Here is a 14,344-nt window from a genome sequence, read left to right as displayed (position 1 = left end):
CTACCTCCGCTTCGACTTCTTGTCCGCACCATGACCATAATAGGTCCGGGTTGGAGCAAATTCGCCAAGTTTATGGCCAACCATCTCTTCGGAGACATTCACAGGTACAAATTTGTGCCCATTATGCACCTGGAACGTAAGGCCAATGAATTGTGGCATGATGGTAGAGCGACGCGACCAAGTCTTAATCGCTTCACGACGTGGGGAATCTGTCGCCTTCTCCGCCTTGGCGAGGAGGTTGCCGTCCACAAACGGACCTTTCCATACCGAACGAGGCATAGTCTTAAGCCTTTTTTTCGTGACGACGGCGGATAATTAACCGGTCAGTCGTCGTGTTACTGCGGGTTTTTGGACCGCGGGTTTTCTTACCCCAAGGGGTTACGGGGTGGCGACCGCCTGAGGTGCGGCCTTCACCGCCACCATGGGGGTGGTCGACCGGGTTCATGGCAACACCACGAACCGATGGACGAATACCCAACCAACGCGAACGACCGGCTTTGCCTGAGTTTTCGTTCATATTGTCGGGATTAGAAACCGCACCAATGGTCGCGATGCAGCTATCTGGAACCATGCGCAACTCACCAGAAGACAATCGAATTTGCGCATAACCGGTGTCGCGACCCACCAATTGGACATAGCATCCTGCGGAGCGGGCAATTTGCGCACCCTTCAAAGGCTTCATCTCAACATTGTGGATGATGGTACCCACTGGGATCGATTTTAACAACATCGCGTTGCCTGGCTTCACGTCAACTTTTTCACCCGCCACAATCGTGTCACCAACGCCAAGGCGCTGAGGAGCCACGATGTAGGAGAGCTCCCCATCTTCATATTTGATCAGTGCGATAAAAGCTGTGCGGTTTGGATCATATTCCAAACGCTCAACCGTTGCGGGCATGTCCCACTTGCGGCGCTTAAAATCGATGATGCGATAAGTGCGCTTATGCCCGCCGCCGGACCGGAAGGACGTCACGCGACCTGTATTGTTGCGCCCCCCTGTTTTAGTCAAACCTTCGGTTAACGCTTTGATCGGCTTGCCCTTGAACAAGGATTTGCGATCCACGATCACCAATTGGCGACGACCCTCAGAGGTCGGCTTGAAAGATTTAAGTGCCATTCCTTAAAGCCCCGTCGTCACGTCAATCGTCTCGCCATCGACCAGCGTGATGATTGCTTTCTTGAAATCGTTCCGCTTGCCCATCACGCCCTTAAAGCGCTTGGTCTTACCTTGAACGCGAATGGTATTGACGGCTTTTACCTTCACCTTAAAAAGGGCTTCGACCGCTTCTTTGATGGCAGGCTTGGTTGCAGTCAATGGAACCTGGAAAATCACTTGGTTTAGTTCGGAAAGTAAAGTAGCCTTCTCGGTTATCCAAGGAGCGAGGATGGTATCATAGTGGCGTTCGGAAAGTGCCATTACGCAGCCTCCCCTTTGCTAGCAAAGCGTGCCGAGATGGCTTCAATCGCTTCACGCGACAAAACCAGCTTGTGGCGACGCAGGACGTCGTACACATTGAGGCCAGCAGCTGGCAGAACATCCACATTAGGAACATTGCGCGCTGCGAGCTGGAAGTTGGTATCCACTTGAGTGCCACCAATGACCAACGCATTGGTCAAACCAAGCTTGCCAAAATTTTCTAACAAGACTTTCGTTTTGGGTGCATCTAGAGCTGCTTGATCAAGGATGATCAAGGAGCCTTCAGCAGCCTTAGCCGAGAGAGCCATTTTCATACCCAAAGCGCGAACCTTTTTGTTCAAACTATGGGCGTGTGAACGGGGGTGTGGGCCGTGGGCTACACCACCACCACGGAAGATCGGGGCGTTGCGGGAACCGTGACGTGCGCCGCCAGAACCTTTTTGCTTACCGAACTTGGAGTGGGTGCGCGAAACATCACCACGGTTTTGAGTGTTATGGGTACCAGCGCGTCGCTTAGCCAACTGATAGCGCACGACGCGGTGTAAGATGTCGGCACGCGGTGCCACACCAAAGATAGCATCATCAAGCTCAACCGAGCCTGCTTTGCTACCATCTAATTTCACAACGTCGAGTTTCATTATTCGGCTCCCACTTCAGTTTCAACAGGAGCCGCAACTTCGACTTCAGGCTGCACGATTTTCATATCGCCAGACTTACGGAAAGCGGCAGGCTTGGGCAGGCCAGCAGGTGCTGCCGACTTCACAGCATCGCGAATTTCAACCCAAGAACCTTCAGCACCAGGTACAGCGCCACGGATCAATATCAAGCCACGCTCGACATCGGTGCGGACAATAACAAGGTTCTGAGTGGTCACGCGCTCCACACCATAGTGTCCGGCCATCTTCTTGCCCTTAAACACCTTACCGGGATCTTGACGTTGACCAGTTGACCCATGTGAACGGTGCGACAACGACACACCATGTGAGGCGCGTAAGCCACCAAAATTCCACCGTTTCATCGCACCACTAAAGCCACGTCCGATGGTGATGCCAGAAACATCTACCTTCTGACCCGCAATAAAGTGATCTGCGGTCAATTCCATGCCGACATCAACCAAATTGTCTGAACTAACGCGAAATTCGCGCAACTTGGCTTTTGGCTCAACGTTTGCTTTGGCATAGTGACCGCGCATCGGCTGGGTCACATTCTTAGCCTTGCGGGCACCTGCACCTACTTGCAGTGCGGTATAACCGTCTTTGTCGTCAGTCTTTTGGGCAACGACTTGGCAGCCCTCAAGAGCGAGCACCGTCACGGGAACATGTGCGCCGTCAGCAGCAAACACGCGTGTCATGCCCAGTTTCTTTGCGATCAAACCTGTACGCATAGCCGTGTCCTTACAGACTAATTTGGACGTCAACGCCGGCCGCGAGGTCAAGCTTCATCAGCGCGTCCACCGTTTGGGGTGTTGGGTCTACAATATCGAGCACGCGCTTGTGCGTGCGAATTTCAAACTGCTCACGCGACTTCTTATCGACATGTGGCGAGCGGTTGACCGTGAAACGTTCGATGCGCGTTGGCAGAGGTACAGGACCCCGCACCATTGCACCTGTGCGCTTTGCCGTAGAGACAATCTCCTTAGCGGACTGATCCAGCGCCCGGTGATCGAAGGCTTTAAGCCTGATCCGGATGGTCTGTTGAGACATTTTTAACCTCGCGAAGCGGTCATCTAGGACCACATGTCAAACATCAAACATATCCGCTGCCCCGCCTTTTGACTGGCGGCGCATCGGGTTGCGCAAACCTTATTTAGCGTGGAAAGGCCAACTGACGGGGTCGAAGCAGCATAGACGCGAGCGACCGCGCCATCAGAGGCGACATGCCCTTTTCGGCGGCATGAACCCTGCGCTTTAATCGTCCCGCGTCTGAGAAACCAAAGTTTCCCACAGCCGGTCCAAGCAAGAGTGGCGTTCCTAACGATGTCGGTTTGTTTTGTAAAGGGTATGGCTCAGGATGGGTGCAGTGGAGCAATAGATCGCACGGCTTCCCACGGCCCTTCCATTTCTAGCCAGATTATGCTAGTAAGTTAGCCAAGTTCGGAGCTAGCGCCATGCAGGTGAATATCCTTGAAGCCAAAAATCGCCTGTCGGAGCTTGTGAAGTGTGCGCAGGCGGGCGAAGAAGTGGTGATTGCAAACCGCGGCAAACCCGTGATCCGTCTTGTCCCATTAGAGCAAAATGGTGCTGAGCTTGGATCGCCCGGAAGTGGTGCGGCGCTTTCAGCTTGGTTGACATCCCGCAAGTCTTCAAAGTCACAGCGCGATCACAATCAAATTGAAGCTGATATTCAAGATGCACGGGCTTCATGGGACTAATCTACCTCGATAGTTGCATTGTCGTTTATGCGCTTGAACCCTCATCCGCATTTCACGATGCGGTTGTTCGCAAAATTACAGCGTCACCAACAGCTGAATTTGCCACTTCACATCTAGTTATGGCCGAATGCTTGGTTGGCCCGATACGCATTGGCAACAGCTTCTTGATCCAAGAATACGAGAGTTTCTTTCGACGGCTTCAACTTTTTGAATTGAACGAAGCGATCTTCCGACAAGGTGCCCAATTGGTAGCGAGCAATCGATTGAAGATGCCTGACGCGCTTCACCTAGCCTGTGCGCAATATCATGGTTGTGATGCGTTATGGACCAACGATCACCGGATGAGCCAAGCTAGCGGTGGGCTGGCAATATCGGTTGCGACCTAGCCCACAACACCGCCATGCCCAAGCGCTTAAACGTTATTCCCTGCAGCCCTAATGAAAAATAGGACTCCTCCCCACGTAAATCAAATTGGGAGCTAGCGCCGATACATTCTGCCAAGGTGCCCGATTGACCTTCAAGGAACAAAACAGCGCTTTCGACAAAGAGCAATCGTCTGGCTTGAGCACATTGCGGAAACGCCAACTTTATGTTATATAAAAATATAACATAAAGGACATTAGACACATGCACACCACAAAACTGCGCAAAGTTGGCGGCTCTGTGATGCTTGCGGTTCCGCCTGCCATTTTGGATGTCTTGCAGCTTCAAGCAGGTTCAAGCGTCGGGGTCTCGCTGGATGGCGCTAAGCTGGTGGTAGAAGCCACCGCACCACTTCGATACAATTTGGACGATCTTCTTGCCCAATCAGATTACGATTATGATTCCGATATGCAAGATCGTGATTGGCTGGATGCGCCAGCAATTGGTGGAGAGCTACTTTGAACCGAGGCGACATCTATCTGGTGTCATTAGACCCCACTTTAGGTCGCGAGCAAAGGGGAAGCAGGCCCGTCTTGATCGTTTCGCCGACGGCCTTCAACCTTGCAACCAAGCTGCCCGTTGTATTGCCCATTACCAACGGGGGTGATTTCGCGCGGCGATCAGGCTTTGCAGTCCCTATTTCTGGCATCCAAACCACCGGGATCATTCGGTGCGACCAGCCGCGCGTTTTAGACATTATCCAGCGCGGCGGTCGCAAAGTCGATCAATTGCCAGCCGCAATTCTCGAGGACGTCATAGCGAGGCTAGCAACCATCCAGACCTGATAAACCGCCCTCTGGATTACCCCCATCGAGCGTGTTTTCGCATTGGTCAACGCCATAAAAACTGCTCATATTTCTTGATAAATAGATGGTTGTGTTGGGCAGACATATAGTCAGGCCGATAACTGGTTGTCGATACAAGCTATGAACATTCCTATCGTGGTTCGCGCATCGGTTGATCGAATTGAAAGGTCATCAACCTAAGCACCTAACCGCCTAGTTTTTAGCCTTATCGACCATTTTGTTTTTGCCGATCCAGGGCATCATGGCGCGAAGGCGTGCGCCAACTTCTTCGATCTGATGCATATCGCCTAAACGGCGCTTGGTTTTAAAGAAAGGTGCCCCAGCCTTATTTTCTAGAATCCAGTCGCGGGCAAAGCCGCCATTTTGAATATGTTGTAACACGCGCTTCATTTCTGCCTTGGTTTGGCTGGTGATGATGCGTGGCCCTGTAACATATTCGCCATATTCGGCGGTGTTGGAGATCGAGTAATTCATATTGGCGATGCCGCCTTCATAGATCAGATCCACAATCAGCTTTACTTCATGCAAGCACTCAAAATAGGCCATTTCAGGTGCATAACCTGCCTCTACCAAGGTTTCAAAACCTGCACGAATAAGCTCAACCAAGCCACCGCAGAGCACAGCCTGTTCGCCGAACAAATCGGTTTCACACTCTTCACGAAAATTGGTCTCAATAATACCAGCGCGACCACCGCCGATGGCTGAGGCATAGGCCAAAGCAAAATCAAGCGCTTTACCGCTTTCATTATGCTGAACGGCGACTAAGCATGGCACACCACCACCTTTTTGATACTCACTACGTACTGTGTGGCCTGGCCCTTTTGGGGCGACCATAACGACATCAACGCCCTTGGGCGGTTGGATCAAGCCAAAATGCACCGAAAATCCATGCGCAAACATGAGGGTTTGGCCCGCTTTGATAAAGGGCGCGATTTCGTTCGCGTACAGTTCTGGTTGGATTTCATCAGGGGTTACAATCATCAAAGCATCAGCTTTGGCTGCGGCTTCTTGTACCGTCACGACTGATAAGCCTGCGGCTTGTGCTTTGGCAGATGAAGCCGATCCAGCCTTAAGCGCAACCCAAACTTGTTTAACACCAGTATCTTTCATATTCAGCGCGTGGGCATGGCCTTGGCTGCCATAGCCAACCACTGCAACAATCTTGTTCTTAATCAGCCCAAGGTCACAGTCAGCGTCATAGAACACGCGCATTTTTCTCTCCAGATGTGTTATTTGGCGGCATGGTTATGCAGCCTGCGAGCAATTTGATTGGGGTTAAGAGCGTTTTTTTTCCTGCAGGTCAATCCAAGCCCTCAGCATGCTACTTTAGTTACATGCACTAACCACTTAAGGCTTGGTGCTGGCGGGAGTTGCGCTTTGGTCTGGACTTTGACCAGCCGTGGGTGGGCGCCGCGGCAAAGGGCCCACCGCAGTTGCGGCTTGTTGACTTGGCCGCCCTGCCGCCAATTCAGTCAACAAACGCCAAATGCCTTCTTCGCGCCGCCAAACGCTGATGTAGCGGCCTACACTTAAAGACTTATCACCCTTTTTGATCACATACCGCCCCCAAGTTGAGCCAGTACCATTACTCGCCAAAACACCTTCTGGCTCACGCTCAAAGCTGACATCGGCAGGGAAACTGGCAAAGCGGGCTTTCACACCAGCAGAGCCTTCCGGGGAAGCACCCGATGCATCGTGTAAGATACCTTGAGGTGAAATCACCTCTTGATAGGCTGCTAGGGGCCCTTGTACGGCCAAGGTCGCAGCAAAAGCCCGGTCAGCCCCCAAAAGATCTTCACTTTCATCCTTGGATGCAGGATCGTTGCGCCGCCACTCAGGCTTAGCAGAACTGACTTGCGCAACTTCAGGCGGACTGGTTTGCGCAGCAACGGCTTGTGGCATCAGGCCTAGAAACGAAATCAATACCGCACAAACTACAAAACGAAATGAGGACATGAAATGAATTCCTAAAGGGCTGGTTTGGTTGCGGGGGCGGCCGGTTTAACGGGGATGAAGCTGGCCTTGGGCGCCACCAAGCCCGTCAAAGGCAAGCTTGCGGGCTCCAAGCTTAGTTTTTCGGCAAACACTTCTAGAAGTGGGGCGACGCGTTCATCATCATAGCGGGTAGTAATACACCGATCCTGGATGGGCGTGCGCACTTCAATCACTGCGGTTGCTTGGCCGGCGCGCGCCAAGGTTTCAATCGTGGGCTTGAGCTTACCCCAGATCCGAGCATCCTCAATAGCAAAAATCAAGCTGGCCGAGTCCGCTTGATTGAGCGTGCCAGTCACCCTATTCATGGTTGTTCCATCCCAGCGCACAATTTCATATCGACCAGATATATCTTTTGGACTGGTGAAGGTGATTGCAAGATTATCTTGATTGGCCGGTCGCAGTACTGCGATCCGATAAGCTGCATTATCGTTGTTCCTGCGTTTTAATGGCGCGTCCAGAGCCATGATTTTCAAGATCGCGGGATCGGCCCATTCGCCATCCTTGGGCCCATCGCATAGACGCATGCGCGGATCGCCATCCACGCCGAGGAATAAGGCCTGCTCCTTGGGCTTTTGTTGGCCAATTAGAAAAATCACCAAGCCCAAAAGTCCAGCGGCCAATAAAATGGTGGTATAGCGATAGATTGGTTTCATGGGCTAAATCGCCTCTTTCCCGCGCCGGATGGTTGCAACCCCGGTGCGCGACACCTCAACCAAACCAAGTGGGCGCATCAAATTGATGAAATCATCAAGTTTCTTGGAACTCCCGGTTAATTCAAAGGTGAAACAATCCAAGCCCGCGTCCATGATCCGGCACTTAAACGCATCTGCTAAGCGCATAGCTTCCACACGAACATCGCCAGTGCCAACCACTTTAATCAAAGCCAATTCGCGCGAGACGGCCTCACTATCGCCGTAAAAATCAATCACACGTTTCACCGGGATCAATCGGCCCAATTGCGCGCGGATTTGGTCAAGATCACCAGGCGTTCCCGAAGTAACAATGGTAATGCGTGATGTATGGGCATCATGATCGGTTTCGGCCACCGTCAAGCTTTCAATATTATAGCCGCGTGCCGAAAATAGCCCCACCACACGCGCAAGAACGCCCGGTTCGTTGGTAACAATCACCGCTAAAGTCGTACGAATGATCGGGCTTTCGCCTTCCTGAATAAAGTAAGCAGAACCGGGTTGTGTCATGGCTGGGTCTCGACTAGCTGATTAAGAGAGCTTTAGCGGTCATAGAGGACGCGTGCAAACATCACTTGTCCTTGTTCGTTCAAATCCATGAGTTCAGTCGCTGTAGCCCCGGTCTCATCGTGATAGATCAGTGCCATTCCCTTTTCATCTTGGCAGATTTTAACGAGTGTAAACTGCAGCTTAGGGCGAATTTCAAAAGCAAAACTGAAGTAAGGGCGAATTTCGGCGCGGCTGGTAAAAAAGGTCTTCGCAGCCATGGTGCGGATAGCCACTTTCGGGGAATGAAAGATCACATCCTGCGCATAATGGGCGAGGATTTTTTCGACGTCATGGGAATTCCAATCGGCGATCCATGTCGCGGCGAAGCTAGCAGGATTAGTCATGAAGTTCATGTTCAAGGTCTATGTTTGAGGCAATTAAGGCGAAGCTGGCTCTTTCAACAAGCGGTCCAAGAGCACGCCAACGTCGTGCAAGATGTTCCTTGGTATACGATCAACCACCCGAAACCCGCGTGCGGTACGGTCGAGAGATTTTGTTTGATCGACCAAAAGATACCCTGCAATGCGCCCACCTGCTGGCAAAGGCAATTTAAAAGGCCACGGGCTTGGGTTTGAGGTAATAGGCACCACAATCGCGGTTGAACTCACCTCGTGATAGGCTCACGAGGTTAAAACGAGCGCCGGACGAAATCCGGTTTGCTCGCGCCCTTGGCTGCCTTTGAGGTCGACCATAACGATGTCACCCCGATCAAGCACAGTTTGCCCTTTGCACATGGGCGTTCCATGCTGAGATCAAGTCTTGCTCGTCCATTTTCAGCGCATTGCCCGGGGCAATCCATCCGTCTTCAATGACTTCTTTGCCCGCCGCATCACCAAAATCAGCTATCTGCGGTGCTGTCAGCGCCCGGGCTTGGGCGATCAAGACATCGACAGCGGGAAAGGCATCTTCTGGCACAACATGGCCAACCAATTGGCCATTTTCATCTGCAAATCGAATTCTAGAACCGGGTTTGATCCCAAATACATCCCGCAAGGGCTTTGGTATCACCACTTGCCCCTTGGTAGAGACTAAGCCTTCGCTCATGACTGCGTCCTTTGATTATGAGCGGTAATACTAAAGTAAAACTTAGACCGTGTCACTGCAAGATTGGTGAGTATTAAGAAGGCACAAAAGTTCCCGTGTAAATGGGAGTTTATACACATTTTTCTACACAATTCTTGACATTTCTACGATCTTAAATTAGCTCACTTCGATGGAACGCGACAGCAAAAAAGTCGTCAGGCGACTTTTGTCCGATGGGTTTGTGCTTGTGGCGATAAAAGGCTCACATAACAAATTTGCGAAAGACGGCATGGTTGTGATTGTCCCGCATCCAAAGAAGGACTTGCCCATCGACACGGCACGTTCGATTGCAAAAATGGCAGGGTGGCTATGAAAGGAAACGCGATGCGATATTTTCACGGAGTCGTCCATAAGGACGAAGACAGCGCTTTTGGCGTCTCATTTCCAGATTTAGCGGGCTGTTTCTCGGCGGCCGATAACTTGGAAAGCGTTGTGCGTGAAGCCACCGACGCTGTGTCGCTCTATTTTGAGAATAATGATCGTGTGATTGAGCCATCCAGTATCGAAGTTATCCGTGAACTAGCTAAAGAAGATTTAGCAAGCGGTGCCTTTTTGATTTTGGTGCCCTACATCCCTGCCAACAACACCCCGACGCGTATCAATATCTCGCTAGATTCCGGCATCCTTGCCGCCATCGATACCGCTGCCTCCGCCCGCAAACTAACCCGCAGCGCGTTTCTGGCGCAGGCCGCGCATAATGAAATTGTGGGGCGGTAGGGGATCTGTTTAAGGGAGACGCCTTGGAACGGTTTTGGTGACCATTGCGTCACGCAAAACCTTGTTTCAATTATGTTTTTTCACAGTTCAGTCGCGTCAAGGGACGCTTCGCTTCTGCGCTTGACCCGGTTGAATTGGCGGGCTTTCACTTCGACTTTGGGGGGGCCGTATGATTGTGGCAGTCGAGGCCATCGAGCGGAGCGTGCCTTGACGGCTGCACGCCTACAATCTGGCTATCTTGAGTCATCCATTTCTTTCAAGCGTTCAGCTGTTCGACCAAGAAAAAGCATGATTGGCACGAGCCAAACAAACATTCCAACAACTGGAATTGCGCACCATAATACCTGCGCCTCCTTGCCTTTCCCCTCTTTTTTCAGCAGCCTCCAAATAGAAATACCTAATATTACCTGTACTAGTAATGATGGCAAAAGCTGCAGCATAATCTCGGTCATAAACAAGTCCCACTTAAAATCGTTATAAGCTCAGGCAGGAAGTCGTCGCTAATTTGCGGTGTCAATAGTGACGCAAATGTTGGCTCCCAGTCTTTTGACGACCAATTCCCCCCTACACCAACTGGCGCCCCTTCTCATCAATTGCGCTGCCCAAATCCTGGCCATCATCGCCCAACAGCATCTCATTATGGGCGGCACCCGATGGGATCATCGGGAAACAATTTTCGTCTTTGATGACGCGGCAATCAAAGATCACGGGGCCATCGTGATCGACCATCGCTTGGATCGCATCGTCCAATAAAGCAGGATCCTTACACCGTATCCCTTTGGCGCCAAAGGCTTCGGCCAGTTTCACAAAATCGGGTAAGGAGTGCGAATAGCTTTGCGAATAACGCTCCCCATGCAGCAATTGTTGCCATTGGCGCACCATGCCCATCCATTCATTATTGAGGATGAAGATTTTAACCGGCAGGCCATATTGTACAGCGCAGCTCATTTCTTGGATGCACATTTGGATGCTGGCTTCCCCGGCAATATCAATCACCAAGGCGTCCTTATGCGCCAATTGCACACCGATGGCCGCAGGCAATCCATAACCCATGGTGCCAAGCCCACCTGAAGTCATCCAGCGATTAGGTTCTTCAAAACGGTAAAATTGGGCGGCCCACATTTGATGCTGACCCACTTCGGTGGTGATGTAGGTCTCATGGTGCTTGGTCATCTCATAGAGGCGTTCAACCGCATATTGGGGCTTAATCACCTCACCTGACTGCCTGTAGGCAAAGCCCTTGCGCGCCCGCCAGTGCGCGATTTGTGCGTTCCAAGCGGACAATTGGGCAGGCTTACCGACAATGGCGTTCCAACGCTCCAGCATAGCGGCCATCGCTTTGCCGACATCGGCGACTATCCCAATATCAACACGCACGTTCTTATTGATGCTCGAAGGGTCAATATCAACATGAATTTTCTTGGAATTGGGGGAGAATGCGTCCAACCGCCCTGTCACCCGGTCATCAAAGCGCGCACCCAAGCAGATCATAACATCACAATCATGCATGGCCATGTTGGCTTCATAGGCGCCGTGCATACCCAACATGCCCAGCCACTTTTCGTTACTTGCCGGAAACGCCCCAAGCCCCATCAAGGTAGACGTGACAGGAAAGCCAGTTGCCGCCACCAATTGGCGCAATAGAACTGAGGCTTCTGGCCCTGCATTAACGACACCCCCGCCCGTATAAAAGATCGGCTTTCTGGCCAAAGACATTAGGGCAACTCCCTTTTCAATGGCTAATGGATCTGGTTGTGTTGGCGGGTTATATTTGCGCGATAAATCGTGAGGCCTACCGCGATAAAGCGTCTTTTTGAACTGAACATCCTTGGGAATATCGATCAAAACTGGGCCGGGGCGCCCCGTTGTCGCAACATGGAAAGCCTCATGGATCACCCGTTCAAGGTCATCGACGTCTTTTACCAGATAATTATGCTTGGTCGCCGAACGCGTGATCCCGGTGGTGTCGCACTCCTGAAACGCATCTGACCCAATCAAATGCGATGGGACTTGCCCAGTGATACATACCAAGGGGATGGAATCCATCAAGGCATCAACCAGTGCCGTTACCGCATTGGTGGCACCAGGACCCGAGGTCACCAATAATACCCCGCATTTGCCTGTTGAGCGTGCATAACCTTCTGCCGCATGGCCAGCGCCTTGTTCATGGCGCACCAATATGTGTTGGATGGTTTCTTGCTGAAACAAAGCATCATAAATCGGCAGAACCGCCCCACCAGGATAGCCAAATATCGTATCCACACCCACTTCTTGCATAGCGCGCACCAGAATTTCAGCCCCTGTCATTTCGATGGGCTTGTTGGCGATTTTGGCGGCGGCCTTGGTGTGGGTGTCATACATGGCAGTGTTCCAAAAAAGTCTTATGGCTGGATTTGAGGTATAAAAAAAGGGGCCTGTTGAGCCCCATTGGTGCAACGCCGCATGGAAGCGAGGGAATTATCCCCCACCCCCGCGCGGCCTGATCACAAGTGCGTATGCGACGTTGCGCATGATGGTGTCTCCCCAAACTTAGTTAAGAGGCATAAACATGCGCACAGGATTGGTCAAGTCTTATTAATCGGCATTTTTTTATCACGAATCTGTGTATCATGGTTTTTTATACCTAAGGGACCGTTGAAGCCTCACTTAAGCTTGAAGTGACCTGCCCTTGCTTTTTCCACCAACATCTAGATGCTAGGCCGATCAGCAAAGGCAGGCCTTAGACCTGTGCAGAGGGGAAACAGCCAGATGCGCGAGACCACAGACGGGGCCAAATCGGTCGATACAAACAATAAAATGCCTCTGCCCACACATGAAGGACCTTTTAGCCCGGCTTACGTCCGCTACGCATTGTGGGTGTTGTTGGTAATTTACACCCTAAACTTTGTGGATCGCCAGATTGTCGCGATATTGGCAGAGCCGATTAAACAATCTCTGGGCCTTAGTGACAAACAATTGGGCCTGTTGGGCGGCTTGGCATTTGCCTTTTTCTATACCTTGCTTGGAATACCTATAGCGCGCATTGCAGAACGGGGAAACCGGGTTAGAATAATCTCAATAGCTGTGGTGGTCTGGAGTGGGTTTACCGCTGTATCAGGTGCGGCTCAGAACTTTACTCACTTGTTGTTGTCACGCATCGGAGTTGGGGTTGGCGAAGCGGGGTGTACCCCCCCTGCCCACTCCTTAATATCTGATTATGTAAGCCCAGATAAGCGTGCATCGGCGCTGGCCTTTTACTCTTTAGGGGTTCCTATTGGTTCGGCGTTGGGCTTTATCATTGGGGCTTTGATCGCCCAGCATTTTGGCTGGCGAACTGCTTTTTTTGCTGTTGGTTTACCGGGTATTGTGATCGGCATCCTTGCTTGGATCACCCTTAAAGAGCCCCGGAGTTTGGGCTTAATTACCAAAGCCCATTCCAGTACTGCCCCAAGTTTCAAAGACGCTTTGGTGGAGCTTCGCTCCAAAAAATCCTATTGGTACGCTGTGCTGGCGGCCACCACGGTTTCCTTTTTAGGCTATGGTCATGCCTATTTTTTACCCTCTTTTTTAACCCGTGTGCATGAAATGGGATTGGCTGAACGTGGTGGTGCTATGGCGGGTATGACCTTAGTGTCAGGGGTTGTGGGCACCTTAATCGGCGGGATTTTGGCCGATAAGGCGGCAAGGAAAGATCAGCGCGCTTATATGAGTGTGCCTTTGGTTGCTTTTATGCTCGGTATCCCGTTTTTCTGGTTGGCCATGTTCGCCCAATCAGCTTCTATTGCCATTTTATTGCTTGCGATACCAACCTTGTTGAATTCCTTGTGGTACGGGCCTGTCTATGCTGCGGTCCAAAGCTTGGTGCAGCCACGCACGCGCGCGACGGCGGTGGCTATCATGTTGTTTGTTGTCAATATGATCGGTCTGGGTGCTGGGCCCACCGCCATCGGTTTTTTCTCAGACTATTTTGCCCAACATCACTTCTTAACTTTAGGCTCTGGCTTTGATTATTCCAGTTTCTGCAAGGGTGGTGCGCAGACGGCAGCTGACCAGATGTGTAAAATCGCGCAGGCTGAGGGGATTAGATGGTCCCTTTTGACGACCTCATCGGTGGGCATTTTAGCGATTATCTTCTTCATTCTGGCCCGAAAAACCATCGTTGAGGATTTGCAAGCCACCGAAGCTGAAGCAAATGCGACTTGACCTGAAGCGCGACTGGTCCTTCTTGGCACACATCCGCTTCCCTAGGATTGCCAGCGCAAACGTGTTGGCAATCTATTCTTGATGCCTAATCCAATTTGCGAAAGCTTCAACC

The 14,344-nt window shown here is 51.5% G+C and carries 21 protein-coding genes and 1 pseudogene; 7 read left to right on the top strand and 15 right to left on the bottom strand.

Features of this window, described 5'->3' with window-relative positions:
• From rpsS to rpsJ, 6 genes are read right to left on the bottom strand one after another with little or no spacing between them, the layout of a single operon-like run.
• Positions 1–279: a 30S ribosomal protein S19 gene (gene rpsS / locus PsB1_RS10650; RefSeq protein ID WP_284361314.1), complete on the bottom strand. Its 279-nt coding sequence runs from the start codon at positions 277–279 to the stop codon at positions 1–3.
• A gap of 4 nt (positions 280–283) precedes the next feature.
• Positions 284–1,117: a 50S ribosomal protein L2 gene (gene rplB, locus PsB1_RS10645; RefSeq protein WP_284361310.1), complete on the bottom strand. Its 834-nt coding sequence runs from the start codon at positions 1,115–1,117 to the stop codon at positions 284–286.
• Positions 1,118–1,120: 3 nt separating this feature from the next.
• Positions 1,121–1,417 (bottom strand): 50S ribosomal protein L23, encoded by a 297-nt coding sequence (locus tag PsB1_RS10640; RefSeq protein WP_284361308.1) that lies wholly within the window; start codon positions 1,415–1,417, stop codon positions 1,121–1,123.
• The gene (gene rplD / locus PsB1_RS10635; protein WP_284361305.1) at positions 1,417–2,055 is read right to left on the bottom strand and encodes a 50S ribosomal protein L4; all 639 of its coding nucleotides are present in this window, start codon (positions 2,053–2,055) and stop codon (positions 1,417–1,419) included. The genes PsB1_RS10640 and rplD overlap by 1 nt, the downstream gene beginning before the upstream one ends.
• Positions 2,055–2,801: a 50S ribosomal protein L3 gene (rplC, locus tag PsB1_RS10630; protein ID WP_284361301.1), complete on the bottom strand. Its 747-nt coding sequence runs from the start codon at positions 2,799–2,801 to the stop codon at positions 2,055–2,057. The genes rplD and rplC overlap by 1 nt, the downstream gene beginning before the upstream one ends.
• A gap of 10 nt (positions 2,802–2,811) precedes the next feature.
• Positions 2,812–3,120, bottom strand: a complete 309-nt coding sequence (rpsJ, locus tag PsB1_RS10625; protein WP_284361299.1) for a 30S ribosomal protein S10 — start codon at positions 3,118–3,120, stop codon at positions 2,812–2,814.
• 404 nt (positions 3,121–3,524) lie between these two features.
• On the opposite strand from rpsJ, the gene PsB1_RS10620 reads away from it, so the two are divergent.
• The 4 genes from PsB1_RS10620 (at position 3,525) to PsB1_RS10605 (ending at position 4,996) form a co-directional block, all read left to right on the top strand.
• Positions 3,525–3,788 (top strand): type II toxin-antitoxin system Phd/YefM family antitoxin, encoded by a 264-nt coding sequence (locus PsB1_RS10620; protein ID WP_284361296.1) that lies wholly within the window; start codon positions 3,525–3,527, stop codon positions 3,786–3,788.
• Positions 3,779–4,174: a type II toxin-antitoxin system VapC family toxin gene (locus tag PsB1_RS10615; RefSeq protein WP_284361294.1), complete on the top strand. Its 396-nt coding sequence runs from the start codon at positions 3,779–3,781 to the stop codon at positions 4,172–4,174. The genes PsB1_RS10620 and PsB1_RS10615 overlap by 10 nt, the downstream gene beginning before the upstream one ends.
• Before the next feature lie 241 nt (positions 4,175–4,415).
• Positions 4,416–4,673, top strand: coding sequence for an AbrB/MazE/SpoVT family DNA-binding domain-containing protein (locus tag PsB1_RS10610; protein ID WP_284361289.1), 258 nt, complete (start codon positions 4,416–4,418; stop codon positions 4,671–4,673).
• Entirely contained in the window at positions 4,670–4,996 is a 327-nt protein-coding gene (locus PsB1_RS10605; RefSeq protein ID WP_284361285.1) for a type II toxin-antitoxin system PemK/MazF family toxin, read from the top strand. The genes PsB1_RS10610 and PsB1_RS10605 overlap by 4 nt, the downstream gene beginning before the upstream one ends.
• A gap of 213 nt (positions 4,997–5,209) precedes the next feature.
• On the opposite strand, the gene ilvC is transcribed toward PsB1_RS10605, so the two are convergent.
• From ilvC to PsB1_RS10570, 7 genes and pseudogenes are all read right to left on the bottom strand, one after another.
• Positions 5,210–6,229 carry a ketol-acid reductoisomerase gene (gene ilvC / locus PsB1_RS10600; RefSeq protein ID WP_284361283.1) on the bottom strand — a complete coding sequence of 340 codons (1,020 nt, stop codon included), beginning with the start codon at positions 6,227–6,229 and terminating at the stop codon, positions 5,210–5,212.
• Positions 6,230–6,364: 135 nt separating this feature from the next.
• Positions 6,365–6,973, bottom strand: coding sequence for a nuclear transport factor 2 family protein (locus tag PsB1_RS10595; protein WP_284361281.1), 609 nt, complete (start codon positions 6,971–6,973; stop codon positions 6,365–6,367).
• Between the two features lie 11 nt (positions 6,974–6,984).
• Positions 6,985–7,665 carry a hypothetical protein gene (locus PsB1_RS10590; protein ID WP_284361277.1) on the bottom strand — a complete coding sequence of 227 codons (681 nt, stop codon included), beginning with the start codon at positions 7,663–7,665 and terminating at the stop codon, positions 6,985–6,987.
• Between the two features lie 3 nt (positions 7,666–7,668).
• On the bottom strand, positions 7,669–8,211 hold the full coding sequence (gene ilvN, locus PsB1_RS10585; protein ID WP_284361272.1) for an acetolactate synthase small subunit: 543 nt from the start codon (positions 8,209–8,211) through the stop codon (positions 7,669–7,671).
• Between the two features lie 32 nt (positions 8,212–8,243).
• The gene (locus PsB1_RS10580) at positions 8,244–8,603 is read right to left on the bottom strand and encodes a nuclear transport factor 2 family protein (protein WP_284361269.1); all 360 of its coding nucleotides are present in this window, start codon (positions 8,601–8,603) and stop codon (positions 8,244–8,246) included.
• Positions 8,604–8,627: 24 nt separating this feature from the next.
• Positions 8,628–8,984: pseudogene (locus PsB1_RS10575) on the bottom strand (type II toxin-antitoxin system PemK/MazF family toxin).
• Entirely contained in the window at positions 8,959–9,294 is a 336-nt protein-coding gene (locus PsB1_RS10570; protein ID WP_284361266.1) for an AbrB/MazE/SpoVT family DNA-binding domain-containing protein, read from the bottom strand. The pseudogene PsB1_RS10575 and the gene PsB1_RS10570 overlap by 26 nt, the downstream one beginning before the upstream one ends.
• A 169-nt stretch (positions 9,295–9,463) precedes the next feature.
• Between PsB1_RS10570 and PsB1_RS10565 the strand changes: the two genes are divergently transcribed.
• Both PsB1_RS10565 and PsB1_RS10560 read left to right on the top strand, forming a co-directional pair.
• Complete coding sequence (locus PsB1_RS10565) at positions 9,464–9,646, top strand: type II toxin-antitoxin system HicA family toxin (RefSeq protein ID WP_284361264.1); 183 nt, start codon at positions 9,464–9,466, stop codon at positions 9,644–9,646.
• An 11-nt stretch (positions 9,647–9,657) separates the two neighbouring features.
• Positions 9,658–10,050 carry a type II toxin-antitoxin system HicB family antitoxin gene (locus tag PsB1_RS10560; protein WP_284361262.1) on the top strand — a complete coding sequence of 131 codons (393 nt, stop codon included), beginning with the start codon at positions 9,658–9,660 and terminating at the stop codon, positions 10,048–10,050.
• Between the two features lie 233 nt (positions 10,051–10,283).
• Here the strand turns inward: PsB1_RS10560 and PsB1_RS10555 are convergent, their stop codons facing one another.
• Both PsB1_RS10555 and PsB1_RS10550 read right to left on the bottom strand, forming a co-directional pair.
• Positions 10,284–10,502, bottom strand: a complete 219-nt coding sequence (locus tag PsB1_RS10555; protein WP_284361259.1) for a hypothetical protein — start codon at positions 10,500–10,502, stop codon at positions 10,284–10,286.
• A gap of 112 nt (positions 10,503–10,614) precedes the next feature.
• Positions 10,615–12,411: an acetolactate synthase 3 large subunit gene (locus PsB1_RS10550; protein ID WP_284361256.1), complete on the bottom strand. Its 1,797-nt coding sequence runs from the start codon at positions 12,409–12,411 to the stop codon at positions 10,615–10,617.
• Positions 12,412–12,798: 387 nt separating this feature from the next.
• Here PsB1_RS10550 and PsB1_RS10545 point away from each other — a divergent pair, with 387 nt between their 5' ends.
• Positions 12,799–14,232, top strand: coding sequence for a spinster family MFS transporter (locus PsB1_RS10545; protein ID WP_284361254.1), 1,434 nt, complete (start codon positions 12,799–12,801; stop codon positions 14,230–14,232).
• The last annotated feature ends 112 nt before the right edge of the window (positions 14,233–14,344 follow it).

Origin of the sequence: Candidatus Phycosocius spiralis (genome assembly GCF_030158815.1) — a bacterium.
GTDB classification, from domain to species: Bacteria; Pseudomonadota; Alphaproteobacteria; order Caulobacterales; family Aquidulcibacteraceae; genus Aquidulcibacter; species Aquidulcibacter spiralis.
Note: the sequence above shows the minus strand (reverse complement) of the source record. Positions and strands in the feature narration are given on the sequence as shown.